The following is a 26,016-nucleotide window of genomic DNA, read 5'->3' on the forward strand; positions in this document are numbered from 1 at the left end:
ACAATAATTAACTTCTCTCCAATTTCCTTTTATTACTACAAACACATCATAACTAATTAAAATTATTACAGTTAAAAATAAAATTATATCTTTATTAATCACTTTTACCCTAGTTCTTCTATTTATTATTTTTGCAACCTACTTTATAAAAATGCATCTAACCATAATAAAATATTAAGTTAAGAGGTATCCTGTAAAATAATAAATAACAATATTTTATTATAGAATACTGATTTCATGACTTTTATCACAATAAAAGACTTTCTAGTCCTTTAAATTTGTACTACATAAAAATAACTTTCTCATGAAAAAAATAAAAATTATTGCTTTATTTATATTTGGCGGAATAAGCATTAGTCTGCAAGCGCAGGAATTTGATGCAAATTTGCAACTTAGACCTCGTTTTGAATACCGTAACGGATATAAAACTCTTATACCAGAAGGTCAGGAAGCAACTTCTCAAATCTCACAACGCTCAAGATTAAATTTAAACTTTACGCAAGACCAACTAAAAGTCAAATTAACACTTCAAAATGTTAGAACATGGGGAGATGTACCGACAACCGCAACTTCAGATAAAAATGGGGTTACTTTTTTTGAAGCGTGGGCACAATATGATATAAACGAAAAATGGAGCACAAGAGTAGGTAGACAAGTACTTTCTTATGACAATCAACGTATTATGGGAGAAATTGACTGGTTACAACAAGGACAAAGTCATGATGCGTTAATGGTTTCTTTTCATCCAAAAAACCATCAGCTTGATATGGGATTAGCCTATAACTCTGATGCCGAAAACAACTTTCAAACGCCTTATACAGTAGCCAATTATAAAGCGATGCAATATGCATGGTACCATACTAATGTAGACAATTTAGGAGTTAGCCTATTACTTTTAAATACAGGTTATGAATATGTTAATAATGATATCGATAAAAAATTATTGGTAGATTACAAACAAACTTTTGGTACTTATTTAACTTATAAAACAAAAAAAATTGATAGTAACTTAAGTTTCTATGGTCAAACCGGAAAAAGTGCAGACAAACAAGTTAGTGCTTGGGATGGAGCTGTGAACTTTGTATACAATGTAACAGATTCATTTAAAGCTGGTATTGGTTACGAATATTTATCAGGAAAAGATACAAATGACGGAAGTACAGTTATCAAATCATTCAACCCAATTTTTGGTACCAATCATAATTTCAACGGTTATATGGATTATTTTTATGTTGGAGGAGGTCATCAAAACGGCGTTGGTTTACAAGATGCATCTTTGAAATTCAATTACAATGTAAAAAAATGGCAATTTACATTAATGCCACACGTATTCTTATCAGCTGCAGATGTAGCTGTGGAAAATAAAAAAATGGATTCTTATTTAGGAACTGAGGTAGACTTTACAGCTGGATTCAATTTCAAAAAGGATATTACACTTACAGGAGGGTATTCTCAAATGTTTGGTACAAAAACTTTAGAAATTTTAAAAGCTCCTGGATATGCGGGACATACCAATAACTGGGCTTGGTTAATGATTTCTGTAAACCCAAGAATTTTTACCTGGAAAAAATAGACCTCTTTTTTAAAATCAACTTTTATAACTTCCCTTTTGCCACAAAGCAAAAGGTTTTTTTTTGCATATAAATGTGCAAAATAACCCCAAGACGCATGATTGAGGAAAAACTTAACATTGTCGTACATTTATATTGATTATATTTACTTAACTGAAAGTTAACAATTTAGACACATACCTAATCTTTCATTATTACTAACTTCAAAAGTTTTCAATTATAAAGCCTATAACATATGGAAAAAAAAGAAACAGAAGGTATTCTACAAAATACTGATTTACCAAAGGGCGACAACGTTCAGCCAATCGAAGAAGACAAAAAGAAAGAAACTACAACACCTGCAAAAAGTCCGCAAAGAGCTCGTGCAATAAAGCCAACAGTAGCTACTACACCAGTAAAAGTTGCTCCAAAAGCCCCTGTGAAAAAAGCAACCCCAATAAAACCAGTTGCTAAAGCACAAACTACAGAGGCTACACCTGTTCCTATAAAAACTCCTCAAACTATTCCCGCTAAAAAAGCAGTTACTCCTGTTGTAAAAGCAGTAGAAAAAACAATTGCAGAAAAACCTACTGTAACACCAAAAGAAAAAAAAGAAAAAAAAGGAAAAGCGCCTAGTACGGGTAATTTAGTTGATGCAATAGGAGAAATCGTTAAAGAAAAATCTAAAAATAAAAAGAAGAAAAAGATGAAAGACAAAGACAAGGATAAGGACAAAGAGAAAGAAAAAAAGAAATTAGCTAAGAAAAAAGAAAAAGCTAAGAAGAATAAAAAGAAAGAGAAAGCTAAAAAAGCAAAACTTAAAGCTAAAGCCAAAAAGAAAGAAAAAACGAAGAAAGCTAAAGAAAAAGCTAAAGCGAAAAAAATAGCCAAAAAGAAGGCAAAAAAATCAAAATCGAAAAAGAAAAAATAATTTTGAGATAGGGTTTAACTTTTTAAAGTTAAACCCTATTTTTATTTGAAAAGGTTTCAACTTTACTCTGCCTGATATACGTTTAAATATTAAAGTAATGTTTATCCTTCTGAGTCCATTCGACTTCACTCAGGATAAACTAAGTAGAAGGTTTATATAGATGTAACTAATGGGCTTCGACTCCGCCTGACAAAAACTAAAAATCTTAGCACCTCAGAACTTTTGCAACTTTGAACCTCAAAATCCTTTGCAAGCAAAAAATCATCCCCCAATAGCAATCATACTGCGATTGTCTTGGTTTAAATTTGGGTTGTTCAATTCCTTAATCGTAGTCATTCCTGCTCTCACTTTTTTCTTACTATTAATCGCAGCAGAAATCAAATCGGTAATCATGTCTCCTTTCCTAAAAGGAGTCAATAAATCAGTTTCGGTATTAGAGAACAAACAGTTTTTTATTTTACCATTTGCTGTAAGGCGAATTCGATTACAGCTATCACAAAACGGATTTGTAACTGAACTGATAATCCCAAAACTACCTTGATATTCTTTTATCTTAAAAGTTCTTGCTGTGAAGTTTTTTTCATCTTCTAACTTTTCAATTTGAGATGGATTGTAATGATTTGAAAGCGTTTCTAAAATCTGTTTTTGAGAAACCATTTTACTTTTATCCCAAGCATTTCCTGCAAAAGGCATAAATTCTATAAACCGAATTGATAAGGGTAAAAACTGAGTAAGTTTAATAAAATCAATAACCTCATCTTCATTAAATCCTTTTATCAAGACCACATTCACTTTTACGTTAAAATCATTATTTAAAAGCAAATGCAAATTATCAATTACTTTCTCAAACTGATTACGAAGTGTTATAGAGCTAAATTTTGAAGCAATTAATGTATCTAGGCTCAAATTAATATCCCGAACATTAAATTGCTTTAAAACGTCTAAATGTCGGTCAATCAAAATTCCATTAGTAGTAAGGGAAAGTTTAATATTAAGAGTTGCTAATTTTTTAATAATTTCAGGAAAGTCTTTTCTCAAAAGCGGCTCTCCTCCTGTTAATCGGATTTTATCAACACCGTTTTGTACAAATGTTTGTGCAATAGCAAAAACCTCATCGGCAGTCATCAACTCATTTTTTGGAGTTAATGTAATTCCGTCGGCAGGCATACAATACGTACAACGCAAATTGCATTTCTCGATTAGAGAAATACGCAAATAGTTGTGCTTGCGCCCAAAATCATCTGTTAAAACTGTGTTATTTGGCATCATGATTATTGCCTTTTAAAATATGAAATACATGCAAAACATGCGGAAAAATAGCATCCATCGATTCTCTTGCCCCATTTGTTGATCCTGGCAAAGCCAATACTAAAGTCTTTCCTAGAGTTCCTGCAACTGTTCGCGATAACATGGCATACGGCATACGCTGTTGCCCATAATTACGAACCGCTTCTTCGATACCCGGAATACGACTTTCTAATAAAGGTGCCAGTGCTTCGGGAGTCACATCTCGTGGGGACAAACCTGTTCCTCCTGTAAAAATCACTAACTGATTCTCTTTTGCGTAAACTTTAGTTCTTTCCTGAATAACATCAACTTCATCTGGAATAATCTCATAATGTGTAGTTTCTACTCCACAAGATTCTAGTTTTTCGACAATAATTTTACCTGAACGGTCTTCTTTATCACCAGCAAAAATAGAATCGGAACATACAAAAACTGCGGCTTTTATAGTTGATGGAAAACGATTCTTAAATGATGATTTCCCTCCTTCTTTATTAATTAATTTTATGGTAGATATCTCAATCTCTTTATCAATTGGTTTAAGCATATCATACATCGTAAGTGCCACAATTGAGGCTCCATGCATTGCTTCGACCTCGACTCCAGTTTTGTAAACCGTTTTAACTTTAAAAATAATTTCAATAGTTAAGCCTTCAATTTTATATTCTACAGCTGTAAATTCGATTGGAATCGGATGACAATCCGGAATGGATAGATGGGTGTTTTTTACAGCAAATAATCCTGCCGTTTTTGCCATTTCCATTACATTTCCTTTCGGTACTAAATTATTCACAATTGCATCTATGGTAGCTTGTTGGCTCACTTTTACAATTGCTGTTGCAGTTGCTGAACGTAATGTATTTATTTTATGGGTAATATCAACCATTTTCTAGGTATTTTGCTTCCAGGTGAAAGTATCGTTTTCAAATAATTCTTTGCCAAAAATAGGCACATCGGTTTTTATCCAATTTACAATAGCTTCTGTAGCTTCATAAACTTGTTTGCGTCTTGTAGCTGAAACAAAAACAAACAGACAAATTTCGCCCGCTTTTACGACTCCCAAACTATGATAAATATGCATACAGGTTAAGTCATATTTAGCAAATGCTTTTTCGCGAATCGCGTGCAAAGCTTCATTCGCCATATCGGTATATGCCGAATAATCAATAGCGACAACTTTATTATCATGAATTACATCGGCACGAACTTGTCCTAAAAAAATATTATGCGCCCCAATGGTATGTTTCGATTGATGCTTCGCAATAGATTCGGCGATAAATTCAGAAGAAATTGGTCCTTCTACAAATACATTTTTACTCATTATTTTTTATTTTTATGTCATAGATAAAAAAATTAGCCACGAATTTCTCTAATTCTATTTTATCTTCTTGCCACTGATTACACAGATTCTCACAGATTTTTTAAATCCTTTTAATCTTTTAAATCTGTGGCTAAAAAATTAACCGAAAAGTTCACAAAGCTTAGAAACTTAGAACCTCAGAGCCTTAGTACCTTTTTTAAAACCTTTGAACCTTTGTCCCTTTTAAAAAGCCTTTGAACCTTCTTTAATCAATTCTTTCATTGCCAAAGCTCCACCCAAAATACTTTTTACATTTTTGAACTGATGCTTTTTAAGTAATTCCGTTGCTCTTTTACTTCTTATTCCTGATTGACAGAAAACATAAATAGTTTGATTTTTATTTAGTTTTTCGATTTCTTCTTCTAAATTAATTAACGGAATCTGAATTCTATTTTTGAAATTAATTTCCGGTAGTTCTCCTGAATTTCTAACATCTAAAAAAAGAACTTCGTCTGCATCTATTTTATCCAAAATAGCATTGGCTGTTATTTCTTCAGCTTGATTTGCAATTACTTTATATTTTGCTTCAAAAGCAGATTTATCAATAACTAAGTTTTCTTTTTTTTCTAAGTCATACTTTTGTTGTTCATTACTCAATAAATTATAAACCAGTATTTTACCACTCAGCACCTCACCTATTCCTAAAATCATTTTTATAACCTCGTTGGCTTGTAGCATTCCGATAATACCTACTGAAATTCCGATTACTCCTGCATCATTACAATTTAAAGACTGACTATTTTCATCTGGATATAAGCAACGATATGTTGGTCCGTTTTTATAATTAAAGACCGAAACTTGCCCTTCAAACCTGTAAATTGAACCGTAAACCAATGGTTTGTTTACAACGCAACTAGCATCGTTTATAAGATATTTTGTTGATAGATTATCTGTTGCATCAACTATTATATCGTAATGCTTAAATAAATCAAGTGCATTTTCACCCGAAAGCCTTTCGGATATAGCATTTATTTTTACTGTTGGGTTTAATTCAGTAGCCATGTACTTTGCCTCTAGCACTTTACTTTTTCCAACGGCATCATTTTTATAAATAACCTGACGGTGTAAATTACTCAACTCGATTACATCATCATCTACGATCCCTATTTCTCCCACGCCTGCAGCCACTAAATAGGGCAATATAGCCGAAGCTAAACCACCTGCACCAATTATTAATACTTTGGCTTTAAGTAATTTTTGCTGACCAATTTCTCCTACTTCCGGAAGTATAACTTGTCTATTATATCGTGATGTTGACATATTAAATGTATTTATCCACCTGCAAATGGTGGTAATAAAGCAATAATATCATTGCTTTTTAATTCATAATCAGTAGTTTTTGGGACTATCTTCTGATTGATTGCTATACTAAACGAAAGTGTATTTAACTGATATTTCTTATCTAAATCGTTTAATAATTGTTCCAATGATAAATTCCCCAAAGGAACTTTTTCTGTTGGGCAATTTGTTTTTTCTGCGACAGCACCAAAATATTTAACCTCTATCATGGCTTTAAATTTAAATTCTGATAAATAAACTCATCTTCTAAATATTCTTTAAAGTAGGAGTTTAGTTTTAGTGTATTCCTTACTGCTTCTCCAATAACGATTATTGCTGGTGAAGTTATTTCTTTTTCTTTAACCAATTGAACAATCGAACTAATCGTTCCTATCACTTTCTTTTGGTTATCTTTTGTTCCGTTTTGAATGATAGCTATAGGCAAATCATCTGTTCTATTTTTTTGATATAATGCAATTATTTCTTCTAGTTTATGCATTCCCATCAGGATAACAACCGTTGCTGCCGATTGTGATGCTAAATTTATATCCTTTGATAACTTATGATCAGCAGTTGTTCCTGTAATAACCCAAAAACTTTCGGCTATTTCTCTTTGTGTCAAACTAATACCTATTGACGCAGGAACTCCCAAAGCCGATGAAATTCCGGGAACTACTGCCGTTTCCAGATTAAATTTTTGAGCATACTCTATTTCTTCGATACCACGCCCAAATACAAAAGAATCCCCTCCTTTTAACCGAACAACATGACCATAACGATCTGCCATTGATACAATCAATTCATTAATCTGATCTTGGCTGTAAGCATGACATCCCAAACGTTTCCCTACAAAAACAATTTCTGCATTTGTTGCATATTTTAATAATTCTTCGTTGACCAAAGCATCATATAAAACTACATCTGCACTTTCTAATGTTTTTATGGCCTTCATCGTAATTAACTCGACATCTCCTGGTCCTGCTCCTACTACGGTTAATTTAGGTCTTAATGATATTTTCATAACATCGAATTTAAATTAGCATTAAGGTCATTTAATTCGTCAGGGGAATTTATGTTCGTAAAATTAAGGCTTTGACTTTCGTCTAAAGTTATAATTTGATGTGGTACTTTGGCAATCAGATTCATTAATTTCAAATCTCCCTGAGCAATTGCTTCTTTTATAATCGGAAGATTTTTCTTGGCATAAATCCCTATCAAAGGATGCATTCGACTCTCTGATGATAAAACAGTAATCGCTGCTTCTTTGTCGTGCTTTTCGATTAACTCCGATAATAATTCGGTAGATATTAAAGGTATATCACAACTCAAAATCATGCTAAATTCAGTTTCAGAATAATACAAAGCAGTGTAAATCCCTCCTAAAGGTCCTTTATCAATTTCGATATCACTTATTTTATTATACTCTAAATAGTCATAATCATTCCCATTTGTAACCAACTGTATATTTTTTGTAATTGGCAAAATAGCCTGGATGATATGTTCTATAAAAGGTTTACCTTTAAACAATACCAATCCTTTCTCAGATTGCATCCGGAAACTTTTTCCTCCACATAGAATAAAAACTGCCAGATCTTTCATATCAAACTATTTATAAATTAACCTTTTCTTTTTAACACATAGATGCATAGCTTTTTGTATTCTCTAAAGAACGTTTCACTTTACATGAATTCACATAGCTATGTGAGAATAATGTATTAATCTATTTAACCTTCTTTAAAATTTCTATCTATGTTTCTATGCGTTAAATAACTTTTTTTATTTTATGGAAATATCAATTTTACGCTTGCTAATAAAATCACAACTCCTAATACATATTTTAATGTTTTATTAGAGAAATACCCACTTCCGTAATAACCTCCTAAGATTCCTCCGAAAACCGCAATTGGTACTAAATAAAAACTATCTATCGGAATGGTTTTTCCTCCAAGAAAATAACCTGTTATTCCCGCTAGTGAATTTACGAAAATAAATAGACTTGAAACCGCTGCGGACTCTTTAACTGATGCCCAGCCTAAAAATAATAAAATCGGACTTAGTATAATTCCGCCTCCAATTCCTAGCATTCCAGATAATAATCCTATCCCGAAACCTAATGCTAAAGCAAAAGGAAGTTTAATTACTACAGCTTCTTTTTCTTTAAAATTAAAAAAGCCAAATAATCTAAATGCTGCAAATACTAAAACCAATCCTAATATTACTTTGTAAACCGTACTGTCTAATGTTACAAATCCTCCTATAAAAGCTGCGGGAATTGATGCTATTGCAAAAGGATAAAAGAGCTTGGGCTTAAAATAATTCATCTTATAATAAAAGAAGAAAGAAATACTGGACACAAACAAATTAAGCAATAATGCCGAAGGTTTCATTATACCAATCGGGAATGCAAAAATTGCCATAAGTGCCAGATAACCAGAAGCTCCACCATGACCAACGCTTGAGTATAAAAAAGCAATTACTACCAGAGCAATGCTAAAAATGATTAAATTTTCGGTCGTTAATAGGTTCATAATTATATTTAATCTAATGGTAACAAAGTTACATTCTCTTCTTTTATAATTTCTGTACTATCGTAAGGTACAAAAAGCAAGGAATTTGCTGTAGCAAAAGTATTTAACATTGCCGAACTCTGACTGTCTAATACACTTACATGAGTTTCATTATATAATGCTTTTAAAAATAATGTTTTCCCTGTAGTATTGATTACTGCTGTACTTAGTTTTCGAACAATTCTTTTTAAATGAATATCCTCAAATCCCATCATTTTTTTTAATGCTGGTAAAACATACACATAAAAACTGGTCAATGATGAGGCTGGATTTCCAGGTAATGCAAAAACTAATTTTTCTTCTTTATTTCCAAAGAACAAAGGTTTTCCTGGCTTTTGATTTATTTTATAAAATAACTCTTCTACTCCATTTTTTAATAAAGCTTCTTTAACAAAATCATAATCACCCACCGAAATTCCTCCTGAAACAAGAATCATATCGTATTTTTCTAAAAGCTTTTTCAATTTTTTTTTAGTAGCTTTTAAATTGTCTTTTACTCTAAAAACTTTTACTTTTTTAATTCCTGCTGTTTCCAGAGCAGCTTGCAGCATAATCGAATTACTCTCGAAAATCTTACCTAATTTTAATTTTTTTCCTGCTTGTACTAATTCGTTTCCAGTAACAAGAATTGCAACTTTTGGTTTACCATAAACCTCAACTTCTGTAATTCCTAAACAAGCCAAAAAGCCAATTCCTGCTGGAGTTAATAGCGTATCTTTTTCGAGCATGATATCACCTTCATTAACCTGTTCGCCTTTTGCTCTAACATTTGCATTAGCTTTAGGCATTTTATCTATCATAATCGAATCTCCATTGACAGTAACATGCTCTTGCATTACAACTGTATCAACAGAATCTGGAACAAATGCGCCTGTAAAAATTCGTATTGCCTGATTAACTTTAATTTTATGTTTCCCATTATCCCCTGCTTGCGAAATACCAATTACATCGTATTGCTTGTTTTCTGAATGTGTAAAAGCATAACCATCCATAGCCGATTGACGAAATGGTGGCATTGCAATAGGTGCATAAACTGTTTCTGCTAGTATATAACCAAGTGATTTACTCACTTTTACTTTACGAACTGGCATTTTTATGCTATTCTCTGCAATAATTGATAAGGCTTTGTCTACTTGAATCATCGTGGATGTTTTATATAAGTAAAAATACTTATTACAAATGTTTTTATCTAGTAAAATCCATTACTAAATTCAAAAAATCTTAAGGAATATAAATTTAAGCTTAATTCTTTAAATACTGTACTTAAATTCAATACAACCTTTGTCTAAGTTCAAAACTTTGACAAAGGTCTGCATTGTGAGCAATTAATTATTGTGAGATTAAACTATTTGTTTTTAAAGTTTCCTTCTGGTAAATAATACAACCATGAAAAACCTATTAAAAACAATACGGCAGAAGCTATAAATGCTGGTAATAATATTTCTGTGTTATTATCCAATGCGTTGTTTAATGAAGCATATAACAACCAAATTTGGATACTCACATTTAAGATTAAAATAAAAATTAGTGTCGAAAGTATATTATTCAACTTATTTGGGTTGGCACGATTCTGACTTCTTCTAAAAGTACTCATACTACTATTTTTTTTAGGGTTGTTCTAGCTTTCTTTCTGTTCTATAAATTCTTTTACAAAAACACCTTTGTCTTTAAAAAATACTTCTAATTTTGGTAATGCTCTTGGCGGAGGCCCCGAAATTACATCTCCTGTCGCAGCATCAAATGAGCCGTCATGGCAAGGGCAATGAATTATTCCTGTTCCTGGCTTATAAAATACAGAACAAGACAAATGCGTACATTTTTGTTCGTATGCTTTAAAATCTCCGTTCTCCAGATGTATCAAAATATAAGGTACAGTACTTCCTTCTATTACAAATCCTCTTGTTCCTCCTACAGGAACTTCGTCTTTATTACAAATAAAATGTTCTCCTTGTACTCCTTCTTTTGGCAATAAATAGGCTTTGGCAGCAACAAATCCGCTTCCGACCATTAATCCTCCAGAAACAAAAGTCAGGAATTTAGCAAAATCACGTCGACTTACCTGAGTAGATTCTTGCTTTTTTATTGGGAAATCTTTTTTCCAGTTTTGATTTAAATTATCTTCTTTTGACATGGATTTTAGATTTAATATATTCTTAATTCATTACTGCCTTTAGGCATCATAATGTTTACTTTGGTATTTACTACTTCTTTCCCGAAGATGAAAGTATTGATTGGAGTACTATTGGGTCTCATTTCCTCAATTTCGGCTCTTGTTCCATAAAACAAAGCTCCACTTGGGCAAACGGTTGCACACATCGGTTTTTTACCCACACTTGTTCTGTCATAACACATCGTACATTTCATCATCAAGTCGTATTCTTCCATCTTTTTAGGAACGCCAAACGGACATGCCATCACGCAGTTGGAACAACCAATACATCTTTCGGTATTGGCCGTATGAACGATTCCGAACTCATCTTGCGAAATCGCATCGGCTGGACATACGTTTGCACATACTGGATCCTCACAATGCATACAAACCTGCACTGTAGTTTGAATTGTTGATGAACGCTCGACATAATTCACGCTAATCAATGATTCTTGCCCATTAGTTTCGCATTCTGCACAAGCCATTTCGCAAGCCTTGCAACCAATACAGCGTTGCAGATCTACAAAAAACTCTTCATTTGTATTAAAATTAGTCTGGTTCATGATCTCGTTTTTTATAGATTAAACACTTGCATAAGCTTCAGATTCTGTAGATGGAGGCGCTATTTTTCCTTGCGGGTCTAATAGACAGGCACAAACTTTAAACTCTGGTATTTTAGATATTGGATCTAAGGTCCCAGGTGTTAATTGGTTTGCTGATTTGGCTCCAGGCCAATGATATGGTATAAAAACAGTATCTTTTCGGATAGTTTCTACAATATTTGCAGGAAAAATACCTTCTCCTCTTCGGGTCGCTACTCTTACCAACTCTCGTTGTTTTATACCATATTTTAAAGCCATTTCGGGATGAATCTCTACCATAGGTTCTGGAAACTGATCTACCAGTTTACCTATTCGTCGTGTTTGAGTTCCGCTTAAATATTGCGAAACAACACGTCCTGTGGTAAGGATTACAGGATATTCTTCGTCGGTAACTTCACCCGGTAATTTATATGGTGCTGGATTAAAATGCGCTCTTCCGTCGGGAGTTGCAAATTTTTTATCTTCCCATAATCTTGGTGTTCCCGGATGATCGTCTGTTGGACAAGGCCAAAAAACACCCATATTATCTTCTATTTTTTTATATGATATTCCAAAATAATCGGCTGTTCCTCCTTTTGAGGCAACTCGAAGTTCATTAAAAATGGCTTCACTATTTTCGTAGGTAAACTTATCTTCTTCGCCTAATCTTTTGGCTAATTCTAAAAATATTGAGGTATCAGTTCTTGCATCTCCCGGAGGTGTAACTGCCTGGCGAATTCGGATAACACGTCCTTCTGCCGATGTAGTTGTTCCTTCTTCTTCTTCTTGTAGAGAACCTGCCAAAACAATATCCGCATGACGGGCAGTTTCATTCAAAAAGAAATCGATACATACATAAAACTCTAACTTTTCTAAAGCAGATCTTACATAATTATTATTCGGCAATGATACCAACGGATTAAAACAAATCGAAATTAATCCTTTGATTTCTCCGCTATGAATTGCTTCAATGATTTCATAAGCCGTAAGCCCTTTTCCGGGCATATCTTTCTCATCTATTCCCCAAACTTCCGAAATATATTTACGGTGTTCTGGGTTCTCTATATCTCTGTTTCCTGGTAATTGATCGCATTTATGACCATGTTCTCTACCTCCCTGACCATTTCCTTGTCCGGTAATCGTTCCATAACCACAATAAGGCCTTCCTATTCTTCCTGTTGCCAGAACCAGATTAATACAACCTAATACATTATCAACCCCTTTAGAGTGATGCTCGATTCCGCGTGCGTGAAGTAAAAAACTCGTTTTGGCTTTACCCCATAATTCTGCAGCTTCTCTAATTTTATTTTTATCTATACCTGTAATTTCTTCTGCCCATTCTAAGGTATAATCTTTTACGGCGTCTATTGTTTCTTGAAAACCTGATGTGTGATTGTCTATAAAATCATGATCTAACATATCGTGATCCACTAGATATTTTAGCATAGCCCCATATAATGCCGAATCGGTTCCTGGTTTTACATCTAAATGAACATCTGCTGTTCTAGCCAGCGGAATCATTCTAGGATCTATAACTATAAGTTTGGCACCTCTATCTCTGGCTTTCCAAATCCAATGGGTTAATGTTGGGAATGTTTCACTAATATTTGCTCCTGTAACAATAATAACTTCAGCATATTCTAAATCGGAATAATTATTTGAAGCACGATCTAATCCAAAAGCTTTTTTATTTCCTGCTCCTGCACTCACCATACAAAGTCTTCCGTTATAATCTAAGTTTCTGGTTTTTAATGCTACACGTGCAAACTTCCCTACCAAATAACTTTTTTCGTTGGTAAGTGAAACTCCTGATAACATAGAAAAAGCATGTTTACCATATTTTTCCTGAATTCTTTTTATTTCAGATACGGTTTTGTCCATAGCTTCATCCCAAGTAGTTTTTTCAAAACCTTTTCCTTCTACTCTTTTTATAGGATGCAAAAGTCGGTCGGGGTGATTATTTTGCAAATAGCGTTGGACTCCTTTAGGACACAAACGTCCTTCGTTAAAAGGAAATTCCATCCAAGGTTCAAAACCTACTACTTTATTTTCTTTTACTAATAATTGAATACCACATTGCATTCCGCAAAAACAACAATGTGTTTTTACTACTTCATCTGGTTCATCTCTACCTTCGTAACCATCTTTGGGTGCATAATTTAAATGCGGTCCAAAATCTGCTATTATCTTCTCGGTTGATACAGGTAATTTTGCCATGTTTTTTGTTTAAGTTTTTTTTGTTTAAAGTTTAAAGTTCAAAACTGTGACTGAACACTGCGACTGTAAACTGCTACTAAATACTAAATAAAAATTATCCAAATAAGCTTCCGCCACTTTCTAATCTTGCTCTTAAATGTGCTTGCGCCAAACGGGATCTTTTCCCTTCAGGGCTTAAATCAAGGTGTGAAGTTCCATCTTCATGCGTAAAGTCAAAACCTAATTGTTTGGTTACAATCTTTAAATCGTTAATGTGTAATTGGGTTGCAAATTCTTCTCCCGTATGCGGGCAAACTGCCATTCCTTTTTTCATTCCTTCTTTCTTGTAAATATGGACACCTACTTGCGCTGGGCGCTGGATGATATGAAAAAACTTCCCGAAAGGAATCCATATCAAAAACATAATTACCGTTACAGCATGAAGCACAGCTAAGAAATCAAATGCAAATCCTTTCATAAACTGATAAGAATAGGTAAGACATAATCCTGTAACTGATATTGCAATCAATAAAATAAGTGGCAATAAATCTCCTTCAAAAGTTTGTGTAGCTATTAAACCCGGATTTGTTAATCGTCTTCGCAAATAATAAACTGATCCAATTATAACCAACCAAGATGACCAGTTTAAAGCATGAAAAATCATAAATGCCATGAAAGACCCTATTTTGAAATTCATCATTTTGAAACCAAAAAAATGAGCTTCGTAAATTGAAATTGAATCGGGTGCCAATGTAAAATGTATCCATCCAAACGTAAGCGGAATGGTGATTGCAAATGCCGACATACACCCTAATGCAATACAAAAGTGAGCTATCCAGCGGTATTTACTTCTTGGGTAAATAAATTTCTGAACAACTATATTCTCTACCGATTCTTTTCCTAAAAACCATAAATGTTCGACTATTTTTCCTGTAAATAGGAACTTGATGCTTCGCTTAAAATACATCCATGTAGGTGGGCGTTGTATCCAAACCGAATAACGATATACAATTCCGAAAAAGGCGAACACTGTACCGAATAAATAAGTAACTAATGCAGCATCAAAATTTTGTAGTTGTCTAGACCCGTAAAACACAAGTATTATAGTTAGCGCAGATACTAGAGTTGCAACAAGTAAAGCTTTGGTATTAAACGTTTTATTTTTCATTCTTAATTAAAATTTAATGAATTACTTTTTAACTCGGTTTCTCACAACCTTTACGATTATAGAACCACCAATTTATACCTGTAGCTAAGATAGTGAAAATTGCAACTCCAATAAAGAATTGATTTACAGTACCATTAGCAGAAAGATTGTTTCCGATTAATTTAGAAAAGATAAATGGTCCAAATGCTGCGATTGCTGCTGTCCAACCAATAACTCCTGCTGCCTGACGTTGGTTTTCTGCAAAAATAATTGGGTATTGTCTGAACGTACCAGCGTTTCCTATTCCTGTAAAAAAGAACATTGCTAAAATTACTGTTACAAAAAGTGGGAATTGATCCATACTTGTTGGCGCTACTAATCCTTCTGTAACTAATATAATTGATCCAGCCAAAATTCCTAAACCTGTAATTGTAGTAAGGATAGCTCCACCCACTTTATCAGCAATAAAACCAAAAGCAATTCTACTTGCTGATCCAATAAGAGGCCCGTAAAACGCATAAACTAATGGATCTGGTGCATTAGGAAAATCTCCATATAAGAACTTAATCATTAAAGGAAACGCTGCTGATAAACCTGCAAATGTTCCAAAAGTCATCACATAAGTAATGGTGCAATACCAAGTGTGTTTATTGGAGAAAATGTCCATTTGTTCTCTAACAGAAGCTTTCATAGGAATACTTCTTAAATAGAACCAACTAATAATTGATAATATGATTAAGAAAGGAACATACCAGAATGCCGCCGACTGTAAGTATATTTCTGTGTTTTTAACCGCATTATTTTTAGGACTGATATCATTTAATATTTTTTCAGCCATCTTTGGGTTTGCATTTGCAATAGCCTTAGCTTTTGCTTTTAAAGGCAATGAAGCAAAAAGAGCCACTTTATCATCTGACTTAATTGATGCGCTTACGGAGTCAATAACCGTTTTCTTTACGTTTGTCAATATTCTCGCTTGTACCTCAGGATCTAAAGCTGCAAAAACCTCTTTTTGTTTTTCAATACTAGCATTCTGAAATACAACGATTGCTTCTTTATGATCGATACTTGTAAATACCGACGCAGCTCCAAAAATACTGACACTTATAATAAGTGGTGTAACAAATTGTGCTACCGAAACACCAAAGTTTCCTATCCCTGCCTGAATCCCAAGAGCTGTACCTTTTAGTCTCTTAGGAAAAAATAAACTCGTACTTGGCATATAAGAGGAGAAATCTCCCCCTCCAAAACCTGTTGTAAAGGCTAATACTGCAAATATCCAAAATGGTGTATTTGTATCCATTACTGCAAAACCAATTCCAATTACAGGAATTAATTTAATAAGCGTGGCAAAAGATACCACATGTCTTGTTCCAAATATTGGTAATATAAAAGTGTGAATAATTCTTAAAAATCCTGCCGCCAATCCAGGAATTGCTGTTAACCAAAAAAGCTGATCTTTAGTAAAACGAAACCCTAATCCAGGCAGTTTAACTGCAATAACACTCATCATAAACCATGAAGCAAATGATAATATTAAAGTAAGTGTTGTTATTGTTAAAGTTCTCCATGCTATTTTACTTCCGGTAGAACTCCAAAATGCTTCATCTTCGGGCTCCCATTTGTCTAACCAAGTTTTCATATTCTATCTTATTTAATTTTTTAATGCTTATCTTCTATCTCTCTGGTAAAATTTGGTGATTTTGATCTCATTGCGTTTATAATTGTTCGGTGCATCCATAACAAACACAGCACTGATACTATGAAAATAAATATCCAGGAACTGGTCCAGAGTCCAGTATAATTAAGGAGGTAACCAAAGATAATTGGACCTACAAATCCACCTAATCCACCTATTAAACCTACCATTCCGCCAACAACTCCTACTTCATTAGGAAAATATTCTGGGATGTGTTTATAAACTGCTGCTTTACCAATTCCCCATGAAATACCTATTAGGATTACCAAAATCACATAGACCCAAAGATTGGCGCTAAATTTAATTTGAGTAATTCCCTGAGCTAGCAATTCTTTCTTTTTTACTTCTTGATTTTGTTCTACAACAATTTCCTGCCAAGAATTTTTTACTGGAAAAATTGCTGTATCATCATCTGTTGAAGTTGCTTTGGGATTGATTTTATGTTCTTTTCCATTTACGATTATAGCATCGACAGAAACCTCGGTAACAATACCATTATTGCTAGCCAGAACTCCAGGACCTGCAGTAAAGATTTCCATTTTTGGAAACATCAGTAAGAAACTTATAACTATTGATGAACCTAAAACCCAATACATTACTTTTCGAGCTCCGAATTTATCGGATAAATAACCTCCAAAAGCTCTAACTATTCCAGATGGCAAACTAAACATAGTAGCAAACATTCCTCCCATTACTAATGACGTATGGTAAACATTCATGAAATTAGGTACTAACCATTGTGAATAAGCTACGAAACATCCAAAAACTAAAAAGTAGTATGTTCCAAAACGCCAAACTCGAATGTTTTTAAGCGGTGACATTAATTCTTTCATCGTTTTTGAAACACCTGGATTGGTTTTATTTTTAGCAAAAACAATAAAAAGTATTCCTATAAAAACTAAAACAGCTCCGTAGATTATAGGTAACATTTTCCATCCGTTTGTAGGATCTTTTTCTGATAGATGATTTAGTAAAGTTGGCGCAACAAAAGTTGTAATCGCTGCACCTGCATTTCCCATTCCGAAAATACCCAAAGCTCTTCCTTGCCAGTTTTGAGGATACCAGGCTGAAGTATATCCTATTCCTACTGCAAAGCTGGTTCCAACTAAACCAAAAAGAAAACTTAATACGGCAAAACTCCAGAATGAATTGGCAAACGGAAGAAGAAAAAGAGGAATCGAACATAATAACAATAAAACAGAAAATATAATCTTGCCTCCATATTTATCTGTTAATATACCTATAGGAAGTCGGAAAACTGATCCTGATAAAATAGGAATTCCTAAGAGCCAACCTGTTTCTACAACTGTCCAATTGAATATACCTTTATCTACAAGATAAGTAACCAAAACACCATTTAGTGTCCAGCAAGCAAAACATATTGTAAATGCTAAAGTGTTTAAAAATAAAATTTTGTGTGATTGAGATAAACTACTCATAATTGACTGTTTTTAATATCGTTTTTTAATTAAATCAGTACGCTATTTTATGAACTTCTTTAATTAAAAAATCAAAATTAAAGAAATCAATTCCTACTTAAAATGACATTTGTCATATTAAAGGACAATATTATCCTTAATAGTTTCTTTATGTCCAGTTGGATATTATTTTAAACAATGGTGGTTGTATTTCGAATAAAATTAACAAAAAAAAATTACACAAAAACAAATTAACTCGTATTAAGAAAGAATATAAATAACTTACTATCAGTATTATAAAGCAAAAAAAATAAACTAATATATATTATATGAAGATACCGAGAATACTTTCCTGACTAAATTATGTTACAAATTATGTTACAAATAAGACAAACGGCACTTTCATGCTAAAACATCCATCTGAATGAAGTTTTTGATAGTCAATAAATTAAGATTTCAGATTCAAATTGTATTAAAAAGGCTATTTTTTATTAATTACCATTTCATTTTTTAAAATAAAAAAGGAAGTCAAAAAACAACAATAAACCACTAATAAACAACAAACTAAAAAATTAAAAAAGGTTACTAATTACATTCTCCCTATTTATTTTTAAAAATAATTATCTAAATTTTTGGTTTTTATTATATATAATTTAACTTTGTCTATAGAATTAGTAGAGTTTAAATAAAAACAATCTGTATTTTGAAAACAATCGAGAGAATATCTAACTACAGTCTTCCTAAAGTATACACTTATAACACCTTCTGTTATATGTGTATCTGTTGCTAATTCTCATCGTAATATTTTCGTTTGCGTTTACCTATCATAAAACTATAAACTTATATAGTTTAAACTAAACGGATTTTATTAAACCCCCTCCACAATTATCTTACTGAAAAGACAAAAACTATTCTTTAACAAATGCGTAAGGAACGGCTTGGTGGAATAACATGTAAAAAAATAAATAATTAACTAAAAAAATTAAAATGAAAACAATGTATAGAAGTTGCTGTAAATAAAAAAAGCCATTTCTGCGGCAACAGAAATGGCAGGCTTAAAAAAAAATGTGAATCTCTTTATAAAGGAAACGATAGTTGATTTCTCAGCTTTCGCTATGCCTTTACTATTTAAACCAACACAAAGAAATGAAAAAAAAATTAAACATATACTCATTGCTATTTCTTCTGCTTGTATCTGCCGGAATTAATGCACAAGATACAACCCCTCTTATACAATCTAAACTCGACGGGACTATAGTCGATGATATCACAAACCAACCCATTATTGGGGCTTCTGTAAATATTAAAGGTACTACACACGGAGTGGTGACAGATACCGAGGGAAAATTTTATTTTCAAACCGGTCAAAAACTTCCTTACACTTTAATAGTAAGTTATATAGGATATAAAAAAGCTGAAATAATCGTTAATAAAAATCCTGTTACCATCAGTTTAAAAGAAGAACGCCAGGAACTAGACGAATTAGTCGTTGTAGGTTATGGAGCTCAAAAAAGAAAAGATATTACAGGTTCTGTAGCATCTGTTCCAAAAGCAAATTTGGCACAAGTAACCTCATCTGCAGACAACTTACTACGAGGAGCAATTCCTGGAGTAATTGTTACACAAAGTTCAGGACAACCTGGTGCCTCATCTAGTGTACGTATTCGAGGAGGAAACTCGATTACTGCTGGTAATGAACCCCTTTATGTTGTAGACGGAATATTAATTTATAATGACAATAGCAATAGTACTGCTGGAGTATCCTACTCTGGAGCAACTGTTAATGTATTGTCTACAATTAACCCTAGTGATATCGAATCTATTGAAGTACTTAAAGATGCATCTGCAACTGCAATTTACGGATCACGTGGTGCAAATGGTGTCGTGCTTATTACTACCAAAAAAGGAACAAAAGGACAGGATAACATTTCCTACCAAGGTTATTTCGGATTTCAGAATGTTTCAAAAAAACTAAACTTAATGAATGCCAGTCAATGGGCAAGTTTGCGCAATGATGTTCAGGCAAGTATAGGGCAAGCACCATCTTTTTCTCCTGCTCAAATAGAAGCACTAAAAACTTCAGGAGGATATGACTGGCAATCGGCAGCATTAAGAACTGCAGCTCCAATACAAAATCACCAATTGACTTTCTCTGGTGGAGATGAGCGCTCGAGATATGCTGTTTCTGCAGGATATTTTGATCAAGAAGGTATTTTACTTGGATCAGATTTTAAACGAATTTCTCTTCGCGCCAATTATGAAAGGAATTATTCTCAAGCGTTTAAATTTGGTGTAAATGCCAATTATAGCAATTCAATATCTAATGGTGTCGGATCGAATTCTAGCAGTAGACAACCCAATCCGTTAGTTGCTGCCTTGTTAACGGCTCCAGTAGTTCATATTAAAAATGATGATGGAAGTTATAATGTAACTCAAAATCCTTACGCAACATCGGTTAATGGTTATGTATCAAACCCGATTAATGATTTAGTAAATACGACCAATGAAACTAAAATTAATAGAATATTGACCAGTTTATTTGGCGAGTATAAAATAACCAAAGAACTAACCGCCAAAATTGCTGTAAGTGGAGATGTAATTGTTACCAAACAAAATTATTACGCTCCATCAAATACTACAAATGGTGCAGGAACAAAAGGACTAGCTTCTGTTGGTGACCGATTAGTAAGTTCTGTATTAAATGAAAACACATTAAACTACAACACCCATTTTGGCGAAGACCACAAATTCTCTGCTTTGGCAGGATACACACTTCAATACACAGAAGGAGAAGTAGTTAATGCTGGCGCAAATACTTTTGTAAATGATGCTAACACTTACAATGCCTTGCAAGATGGTGTGGGTGTAAAACCGTATAGCGATGCATTCGAAAGTGTATTGAAATCATGGTTAACCAGAATAAATTATTCTTATAAAGGTAAATACAACTTTACTTTGTCTGCACGTGCAGACGGTTCATCAAGATTTGGTTCGGAATCACTTTGGGGATACTTTCCATCGGCAGGATTTTCCTGGAATATTACCGAAGAAGAATTTGCTAAAAATATTAAAGGTGTAACCGAAGCTAAACTTAGATTAACAGCTGGAACAACAGGAAATCAGGAAATTGGAAATTATCTTTCATTGGCTTCAATGGGTTCTGTTAATTATGCTTTTGGAGGGACATTACAAACAGGATTAGCTCCTACCCGATTGGCAAATCCAGATTTAAGATGGGAAAAAACCAATCAATACAATGTAGGTTTAGACTTGTCGTTATTGGACAGAAAAATAAATTTTGTTTTTGATGTGTATTACAAGAAAACAAATGATTTACTTATAAATGTACCCATTCCGCTTACTTCAGGATATGCAACAGTGCTACAAAATATTGGAGGTGTAGAAAATAAAGGTATCGAAATTGGCTTAACAACAGAAAACGTAAGAACAGAAAACTTCTCATGGAATTCTAACATCGTATTCTCTGCTAATAAGAACAAAGTAGTCTCAATAGGAAATGGAGTTGATCAATTCTTTCCTGTAGTTCCTAATGGTTCTTTGTTACAACAACAGCCCGTAACGGTAAAAGTAGGGTCACCTCTTGGAACTTTCTGGGGGTATAAAACCAATGGTATTTTTCAAACCCAGGAAGAAGTTAATACGCAACCTAAAATAAACAGTCTTGCCAATACAAAAGTTGGAGATAGAAAATATGTAGATACCAACGGAGATGGAGTTATTACAGCTGCCGATAAAGGTGATCTTGGAAGTTCTCAACCAAAATTTGTGGGAAGTTTTAGTAATACAATTTCTTATCACGACTTCGATTTAAATTTCTCCTTACAAGGATCTTATGGAGGAAAAATATTTAATGCACTTAACCAACAGCTAGAAATCTCTACTCTTGGTACTAATGCTGCATCAACTCTAAATGACCGCTGGACACCTACTAATCCAAGTAATGAAATTCCTAGAGCATCAAGTTCTCCATTAGGGATCGTTTCGGAACGCTATGTAGAAGACGCTTCTTTCCTGAGGTTAAAACTGATCACTTTTGGATATACACTACCTAAAAGCCTTTCGTCTAAACTAGGAACAAAGAGCATTAAATTTTATGTATCTGCCGAAAACTTAATTACATGGACTAAATACACTGGCTATGATCCAGAGGTAAGTTCGTATGAACAAAATAATTTATATCCCGGAATTGACTTTGGAGCGTATCCAAACTCTAAAACATTCATTTCTGGCCTGAACGTAACTTTCTAAGCAAAAAAATAAACGATGAAAAAAATAATAATAACATTACTATTAAGTGTCGGTCTGTTTATATCGTGCACCGAACTAGAGGTAACACCAACCTCATTTGTAACCGAAGACAATTACTTTAAGACACAAGATGATGCAATTGCAAGTGTAAATGCAGTTTATGCCTCCTTAAGTCTTGATCCGGGAGAGCAAAGTTTATTTGGCAGAAATCTTTATTTCCTAACCGATATGGCTACAGATTATGCTGCAGCGGGAGTTTCGGCAACCAATCCTCAGGTAAGAGCATTAAGTAGTTTAACCCATGATGCTACTTCTGACCGTGTGCAAGTGGCTTGGCGCCAAATATATAATGGTATAAATAGAGCCAACGTGTCTATCGATAATGTGCCTAAAGTTTCAGGTTCAGAAGTGGTAAAAACAAGATTGATTAATGAAGCTAAATTCATTAGAGCGCTTTTGTATTTTCAGGCAGTTCGTCTTTGGGGTGGAGTTCCGATAGTTTTACACGAACCAAAATCTATTGATTTAGAAAGTCTAAAAGCAAATAGAGCTACAGTAGATCAAGTGTATGCACAAATTATTACCGACCTAAAAGATGCCGAAGGCTTGCCGACTACCTATCCTGCAAATGATGCTGGACGCGCAACTTCGGGAGCGGCAAAAGCTATTTTGGCAAAAGTATATTTGACAAGAAAAGATTGGTCTAATGCTATCCTTAAAACCAAAGAAGTGATTAATGGTGGTTATGGATATGCCCTTTTTGAAAATTTTGCAGATGTATTTAATAAAACAAAAAAGAACGGAAAAGAACATATTTTCTCTGTACAATTTGAACCAAATCAGGCAGGAAACGGATCTAGCGGAAGTACTTTTCAAGGTACCTCTTTTACAGGATTTACAGCCACAGAACCAGCAGATATTATCTCGGATGTAGCTTTATTTTATGATACTTATACCGCTGGAGATACCAGAAGAGATGTAAGTTATGCTAAGCAATTACTGAATCCTTCTACAGGAACACTTTATACTTTTCCTAAACCAATATTTAAAAAATACCTGGATCTTACAAACCTGGCTACACCTGGAAATGTGGCAATTAATTTCCCTGTTATTCGCTATGCCGATATCTTATTGTCTTTAGCGGAAGCGACAAATGAACAATCCGGACCTACTACCGAAGCGTATGAAGCTTTAAACCAAGTAAGAAGGAGAGCTTATGGAAAACCAATTAATACGCCAAATCCTACGATAGATTTATCAGGATTAACTCCTGCAACCTTTAGAGCAGCGATTCAGGAAGAACGCAAAAAAGAATTTGTTCAGGAAGGACAACGCTGGTATGATTTAGTTCGTTGGGGAACATTGGTAACCGAAGTAAAAAAAGTAGCAGCAAAAGCTTCTGTTTCAGAAAGAAATAATCTATACCCAATTCCGCAAAGCGAAAGAAATATTAACCCAGTTGGATTACCTCAGAACCCTGGATATTAACTACAACCATAAATAAAACTATTAAAAATGAAAAAAATCAATACTAACAGTACAATCAAAAATCCTAAAAAAGGGCTTTTGATTACTGCTCTACTAGTCACACAATTAGGAGCAGTACAAGGATTTGCACAAACAAATCCAGATACAAACTTTAAAGGCGTAATAGGTAAAACCTTAGCCGACTCTAAAGAATATTGGCCAGAGCCAGTTACAGCACCAAAAGGCGCACCAAATATTATCTGGATTTTACTAGACGATGTTGGCTTTGGGGCTTCTAGCGCGTTTGGAGGTTTGATACAAACGCCCACTTTTGATAATTTAGCAAATAATGGTTTACGCTACACCAATTTTCATACAACGGCTATTTGTGCACCAACACGTGCAGCATTATTAACCGGAAGAAATTCAGGTAAAGTACATGTTAGCGGATTTTCCCACACGGTTATGTCAGCAGGTTTTCCTGGTTGGGACGGAAGAATTCCATCTGATAAAGGAACAATCGCTGAAATTTTAAGAGATAAAGGATACAACACTTTTGCAGTAGGTAAATATGGTTTGACGCCTGATGAAGAAGCTACCGATGCTGGTCCGTTTGACAGATGGCCAACAGGAAAAGGTTTTGAACACTTTTTTGGTTTCTTAGGATCACAAACAGATCAATACAAACCTGATTTAGTCGAGGATAATGCCCATGTTACGCCAGATGGCAGACATTTAACAGATCAGATTACCGATAAAGCCATTAGTTATATCACAAAGCAACACAAGGCCGCTCCCAACAAACCATTCTTCTTGTATTATGCACCCGGAGCCGTTCATGCACCTCATCAGGTAGCTGATTCTTGGAGCGATCAATATAAAGGGAAATTTGATGAAGGCTGGGATGTGTATCGTGAGAAAGTATTAGCAAATCAAAAAAAATTAGGTGTAATTCCTGCTAATGCTATATTACCAGAACGTAATCCGCTTATTACAGATTGGAAAAAACTAACTCCTGATCAAAAGAAAGTATATACCCGATTCATGGAAGTATATGCTGGATATCTTACCTATACTGACTCTGAAATAGGACGAATTGTAAATCATTTAAAAGAAACCAACCAATTAGAGAATACTTTAATTTTTGTTGCAATTGGTGATAATGGAGCTAGTAAAGAAGGCACTTTACAAGGTACAATAAACCAATCTCTTTTTTCTAAAACGGTATCTGATGAACAAAATCTTCAGAATAATTTAAACAATATTGGAGAAATTGGAACAGCAAAAGGATTGAATACAAACTATCCTTTAGGTTGGGCGCAAGCCACAAACTCCCCTTTTAAAAATTGGAAACAAGATGCTCAATCAGAAGGAGGAACACGCAATCCGTTGATTGTTTATTATCCAAAAGAAATCAAAGAAAAAGGTGGAATAAGAAATCAATACAGCCATGTAACCGACTTACTTCCTACAACCTTAGATATTGCAGGAATTAAGGCTCCGGAATATATTAGAGAAATTAAGCAAGATGCCATACAAGGTTCTACTTTATATGCTTCGCTAAATAATGCCAAAGCCGAATCATTACACAAAGTACAATACTATTACATTTTTGGAAACAGAGCCATTTATAAAGATGGCTGGAAAGCTGCTGCAGCGCACCTTCCAGATTCATTTGCCATAAAAAATTCGTTAGGCAAAAACGAAGCGCCTGCACCTAGCAATTTTGATACCGATGTTTGGGAATTGTATAACCTAAACGAAGATTTTAACGAGCGCGTAAACTTGGCAAAAAAATACCCTGAGAAATTAGCAGAACTTCAGAAATTGTTTGATGAACAAGCAAAAGAAAACAACGTATATCCGCTAATCGACTGGCAAGATGTTTTTAATAGAAGAATACATAATCTAGGAGCTGACAAAGGCAAAACACTTCAGGAATTAGCTAAAAAAGCAACACAATCTGGAGCAACAAATTAATAATAGCCTCGAAAATAATTCGCAAAATGTATTTACCACATAGAGAGATAGATTCAAAAACAAAATTTAAGGGATTCTTAGAAAATTATAATTTTTTCGCATAGTACTATGTGATTTATTTTAAGTGAAACGTCTTTTTA

General features: G+C 33.8%; 21 protein-coding genes. 5 read left to right on the top strand and 16 right to left on the bottom strand.

Translation table 11 applies throughout. From position 1 onward, the window contains the following. Positions 1-304: 304 nt before the first annotated feature. Both IUY40_RS12930 and IUY40_RS12935 read left to right on the top strand, forming a co-directional pair. Positions 305-1,573, top strand: a complete 1,269-nt coding sequence (locus IUY40_RS12930; RefSeq protein WP_195737278.1) for an alginate export family protein — start codon at positions 305-307, stop codon at positions 1,571-1,573. A 233-nt stretch (positions 1,574-1,806) separates the two neighbouring features. Beyond that, positions 1,807-2,481: a hypothetical protein gene (locus tag IUY40_RS12935; RefSeq protein ID WP_195737279.1), complete on the top strand. Its 675-nt coding sequence runs from the start codon at positions 1,807-1,809 to the stop codon at positions 2,479-2,481. Positions 2,482-2,742: 261 nt separating this feature from the next. Here IUY40_RS12935 and moaA read toward each other — a convergent pair whose 3' ends face one another. The 16 genes from moaA to IUY40_RS13015 form a co-directional block, all read right to left on the bottom strand. After that, on the bottom strand, positions 2,743-3,750 hold the full coding sequence (gene moaA / locus IUY40_RS12940) for a GTP 3',8-cyclase MoaA (RefSeq protein ID WP_195737280.1): 1,008 nt from the start codon (positions 3,748-3,750) through the stop codon (positions 2,743-2,745). Further along, on the bottom strand, positions 3,737-4,651 hold the full coding sequence (gene moaCB / locus IUY40_RS12945; RefSeq protein ID WP_195737281.1) for a bifunctional molybdenum cofactor biosynthesis protein MoaC/MoaB: 915 nt from the start codon (positions 4,649-4,651) through the stop codon (positions 3,737-3,739). Before moaCB ends, moaA begins: the two co-directional genes overlap by 14 nt. Before the next feature lie 3 nt (positions 4,652-4,654). After that, complete coding sequence (locus tag IUY40_RS12950; protein WP_195737282.1) at positions 4,655-5,086, bottom strand: molybdenum cofactor biosynthesis protein MoaE; 432 nt, start codon at positions 5,084-5,086, stop codon at positions 4,655-4,657. Positions 5,087-5,308: 222 nt separating this feature from the next. Further along, positions 5,309-6,385, bottom strand: a complete 1,077-nt coding sequence (locus tag IUY40_RS12955; protein ID WP_195737283.1) for a HesA/MoeB/ThiF family protein — start codon at positions 6,383-6,385, stop codon at positions 5,309-5,311. Positions 6,386-6,396: 11 nt separating this feature from the next. Further along, a complete protein-coding gene (locus IUY40_RS12960; RefSeq protein WP_195737284.1) occupies positions 6,397-6,633 on the bottom strand; it encodes a MoaD/ThiS family protein in 237 nt (78 codons plus the stop codon). Next, on the bottom strand, positions 6,630-7,424 hold the full coding sequence (cobA, locus tag IUY40_RS12965; RefSeq protein WP_195737285.1) for a uroporphyrinogen-III C-methyltransferase: 795 nt from the start codon (positions 7,422-7,424) through the stop codon (positions 6,630-6,632). Before cobA ends, IUY40_RS12960 begins: the two co-directional genes overlap by 4 nt. Beyond that, a complete protein-coding gene (locus IUY40_RS12970) occupies positions 7,421-8,002 on the bottom strand; it encodes a molybdenum cofactor guanylyltransferase (protein WP_195737286.1) in 582 nt (193 codons plus the stop codon). Before IUY40_RS12970 ends, cobA begins: the two co-directional genes overlap by 4 nt. Before the next feature lie 182 nt (positions 8,003-8,184). After that, positions 8,185-8,931, bottom strand: a complete 747-nt coding sequence (locus IUY40_RS12975) for a sulfite exporter TauE/SafE family protein (RefSeq protein WP_195737287.1) — start codon at positions 8,929-8,931, stop codon at positions 8,185-8,187. Positions 8,932-8,939: 8 nt separating this feature from the next. Next, positions 8,940-10,112: a gephyrin-like molybdotransferase Glp gene (gene glp, locus IUY40_RS12980; protein ID WP_195737288.1), complete on the bottom strand. Its 1,173-nt coding sequence runs from the start codon at positions 10,110-10,112 to the stop codon at positions 8,940-8,942. Between the two features lie 203 nt (positions 10,113-10,315). Further along, positions 10,316-10,564 (bottom strand): DUF6755 family protein, encoded by a 249-nt coding sequence (locus IUY40_RS12985; protein WP_195737289.1) that lies wholly within the window; start codon positions 10,562-10,564, stop codon positions 10,316-10,318. Positions 10,565-10,588: 24 nt separating this feature from the next. Continuing rightward, entirely contained in the window at positions 10,589-11,101 is a 513-nt protein-coding gene (locus IUY40_RS12990) for a Rieske (2Fe-2S) protein (RefSeq protein WP_086895093.1), read from the bottom strand. 11 nt (positions 11,102-11,112) lie between these two features. Continuing rightward, the gene (locus tag IUY40_RS12995) at positions 11,113-11,682 is read right to left on the bottom strand and encodes a 4Fe-4S dicluster domain-containing protein (protein WP_039112845.1); all 570 of its coding nucleotides are present in this window, start codon (positions 11,680-11,682) and stop codon (positions 11,113-11,115) included. An 18-nt stretch (positions 11,683-11,700) separates the two neighbouring features. Then, positions 11,701-13,917: a molybdopterin oxidoreductase family protein gene (locus IUY40_RS13000; RefSeq protein ID WP_195737290.1), complete on the bottom strand. Its 2,217-nt coding sequence runs from the start codon at positions 13,915-13,917 to the stop codon at positions 11,701-11,703. Between the two features lie 94 nt (positions 13,918-14,011). Further along, positions 14,012-15,064, bottom strand: coding sequence for an MFS transporter (locus IUY40_RS13005; protein WP_195737291.1), 1,053 nt, complete (start codon positions 15,062-15,064; stop codon positions 14,012-14,014). Positions 15,065-15,092: 28 nt separating this feature from the next. Continuing rightward, positions 15,093-16,685, bottom strand: a complete 1,593-nt coding sequence (locus IUY40_RS13010; protein WP_195737292.1) for an MFS transporter — start codon at positions 16,683-16,685, stop codon at positions 15,093-15,095. A gap of 20 nt (positions 16,686-16,705) precedes the next feature. Continuing rightward, entirely contained in the window at positions 16,706-18,181 is a 1,476-nt protein-coding gene (locus IUY40_RS13015) for an MFS transporter (protein ID WP_195737293.1), read from the bottom strand. 1,125 nt (positions 18,182-19,306) lie between these two features. Between IUY40_RS13015 and IUY40_RS13020 the strand changes: the two genes are divergently transcribed. From IUY40_RS13020 to IUY40_RS13030, 3 genes are read left to right on the top strand one after another with little or no spacing between them, the layout of a single operon-like run. Beyond that, on the top strand, positions 19,307-22,429 hold the full coding sequence (locus tag IUY40_RS13020) for a TonB-dependent receptor (RefSeq protein WP_195737294.1): 3,123 nt from the start codon (positions 19,307-19,309) through the stop codon (positions 22,427-22,429). Between the two features lie 15 nt (positions 22,430-22,444). Next, complete coding sequence (locus tag IUY40_RS13025; protein ID WP_195737295.1) at positions 22,445-23,917, top strand: RagB/SusD family nutrient uptake outer membrane protein; 1,473 nt, start codon at positions 22,445-22,447, stop codon at positions 23,915-23,917. A gap of 27 nt (positions 23,918-23,944) precedes the next feature. Next, positions 23,945-25,876 (top strand): arylsulfatase, encoded by a 1,932-nt coding sequence (locus tag IUY40_RS13030; RefSeq protein WP_195737296.1) that lies wholly within the window; start codon positions 23,945-23,947, stop codon positions 25,874-25,876. Positions 25,877-26,016 lie beyond the last annotated feature (140 nt).

The organism is Flavobacterium sp. ALJ2 (assembly GCF_015594725.1).
In the GTDB taxonomy this organism is placed as follows: Bacteria; Bacteroidota; Bacteroidia; order Flavobacteriales; family Flavobacteriaceae; genus Flavobacterium.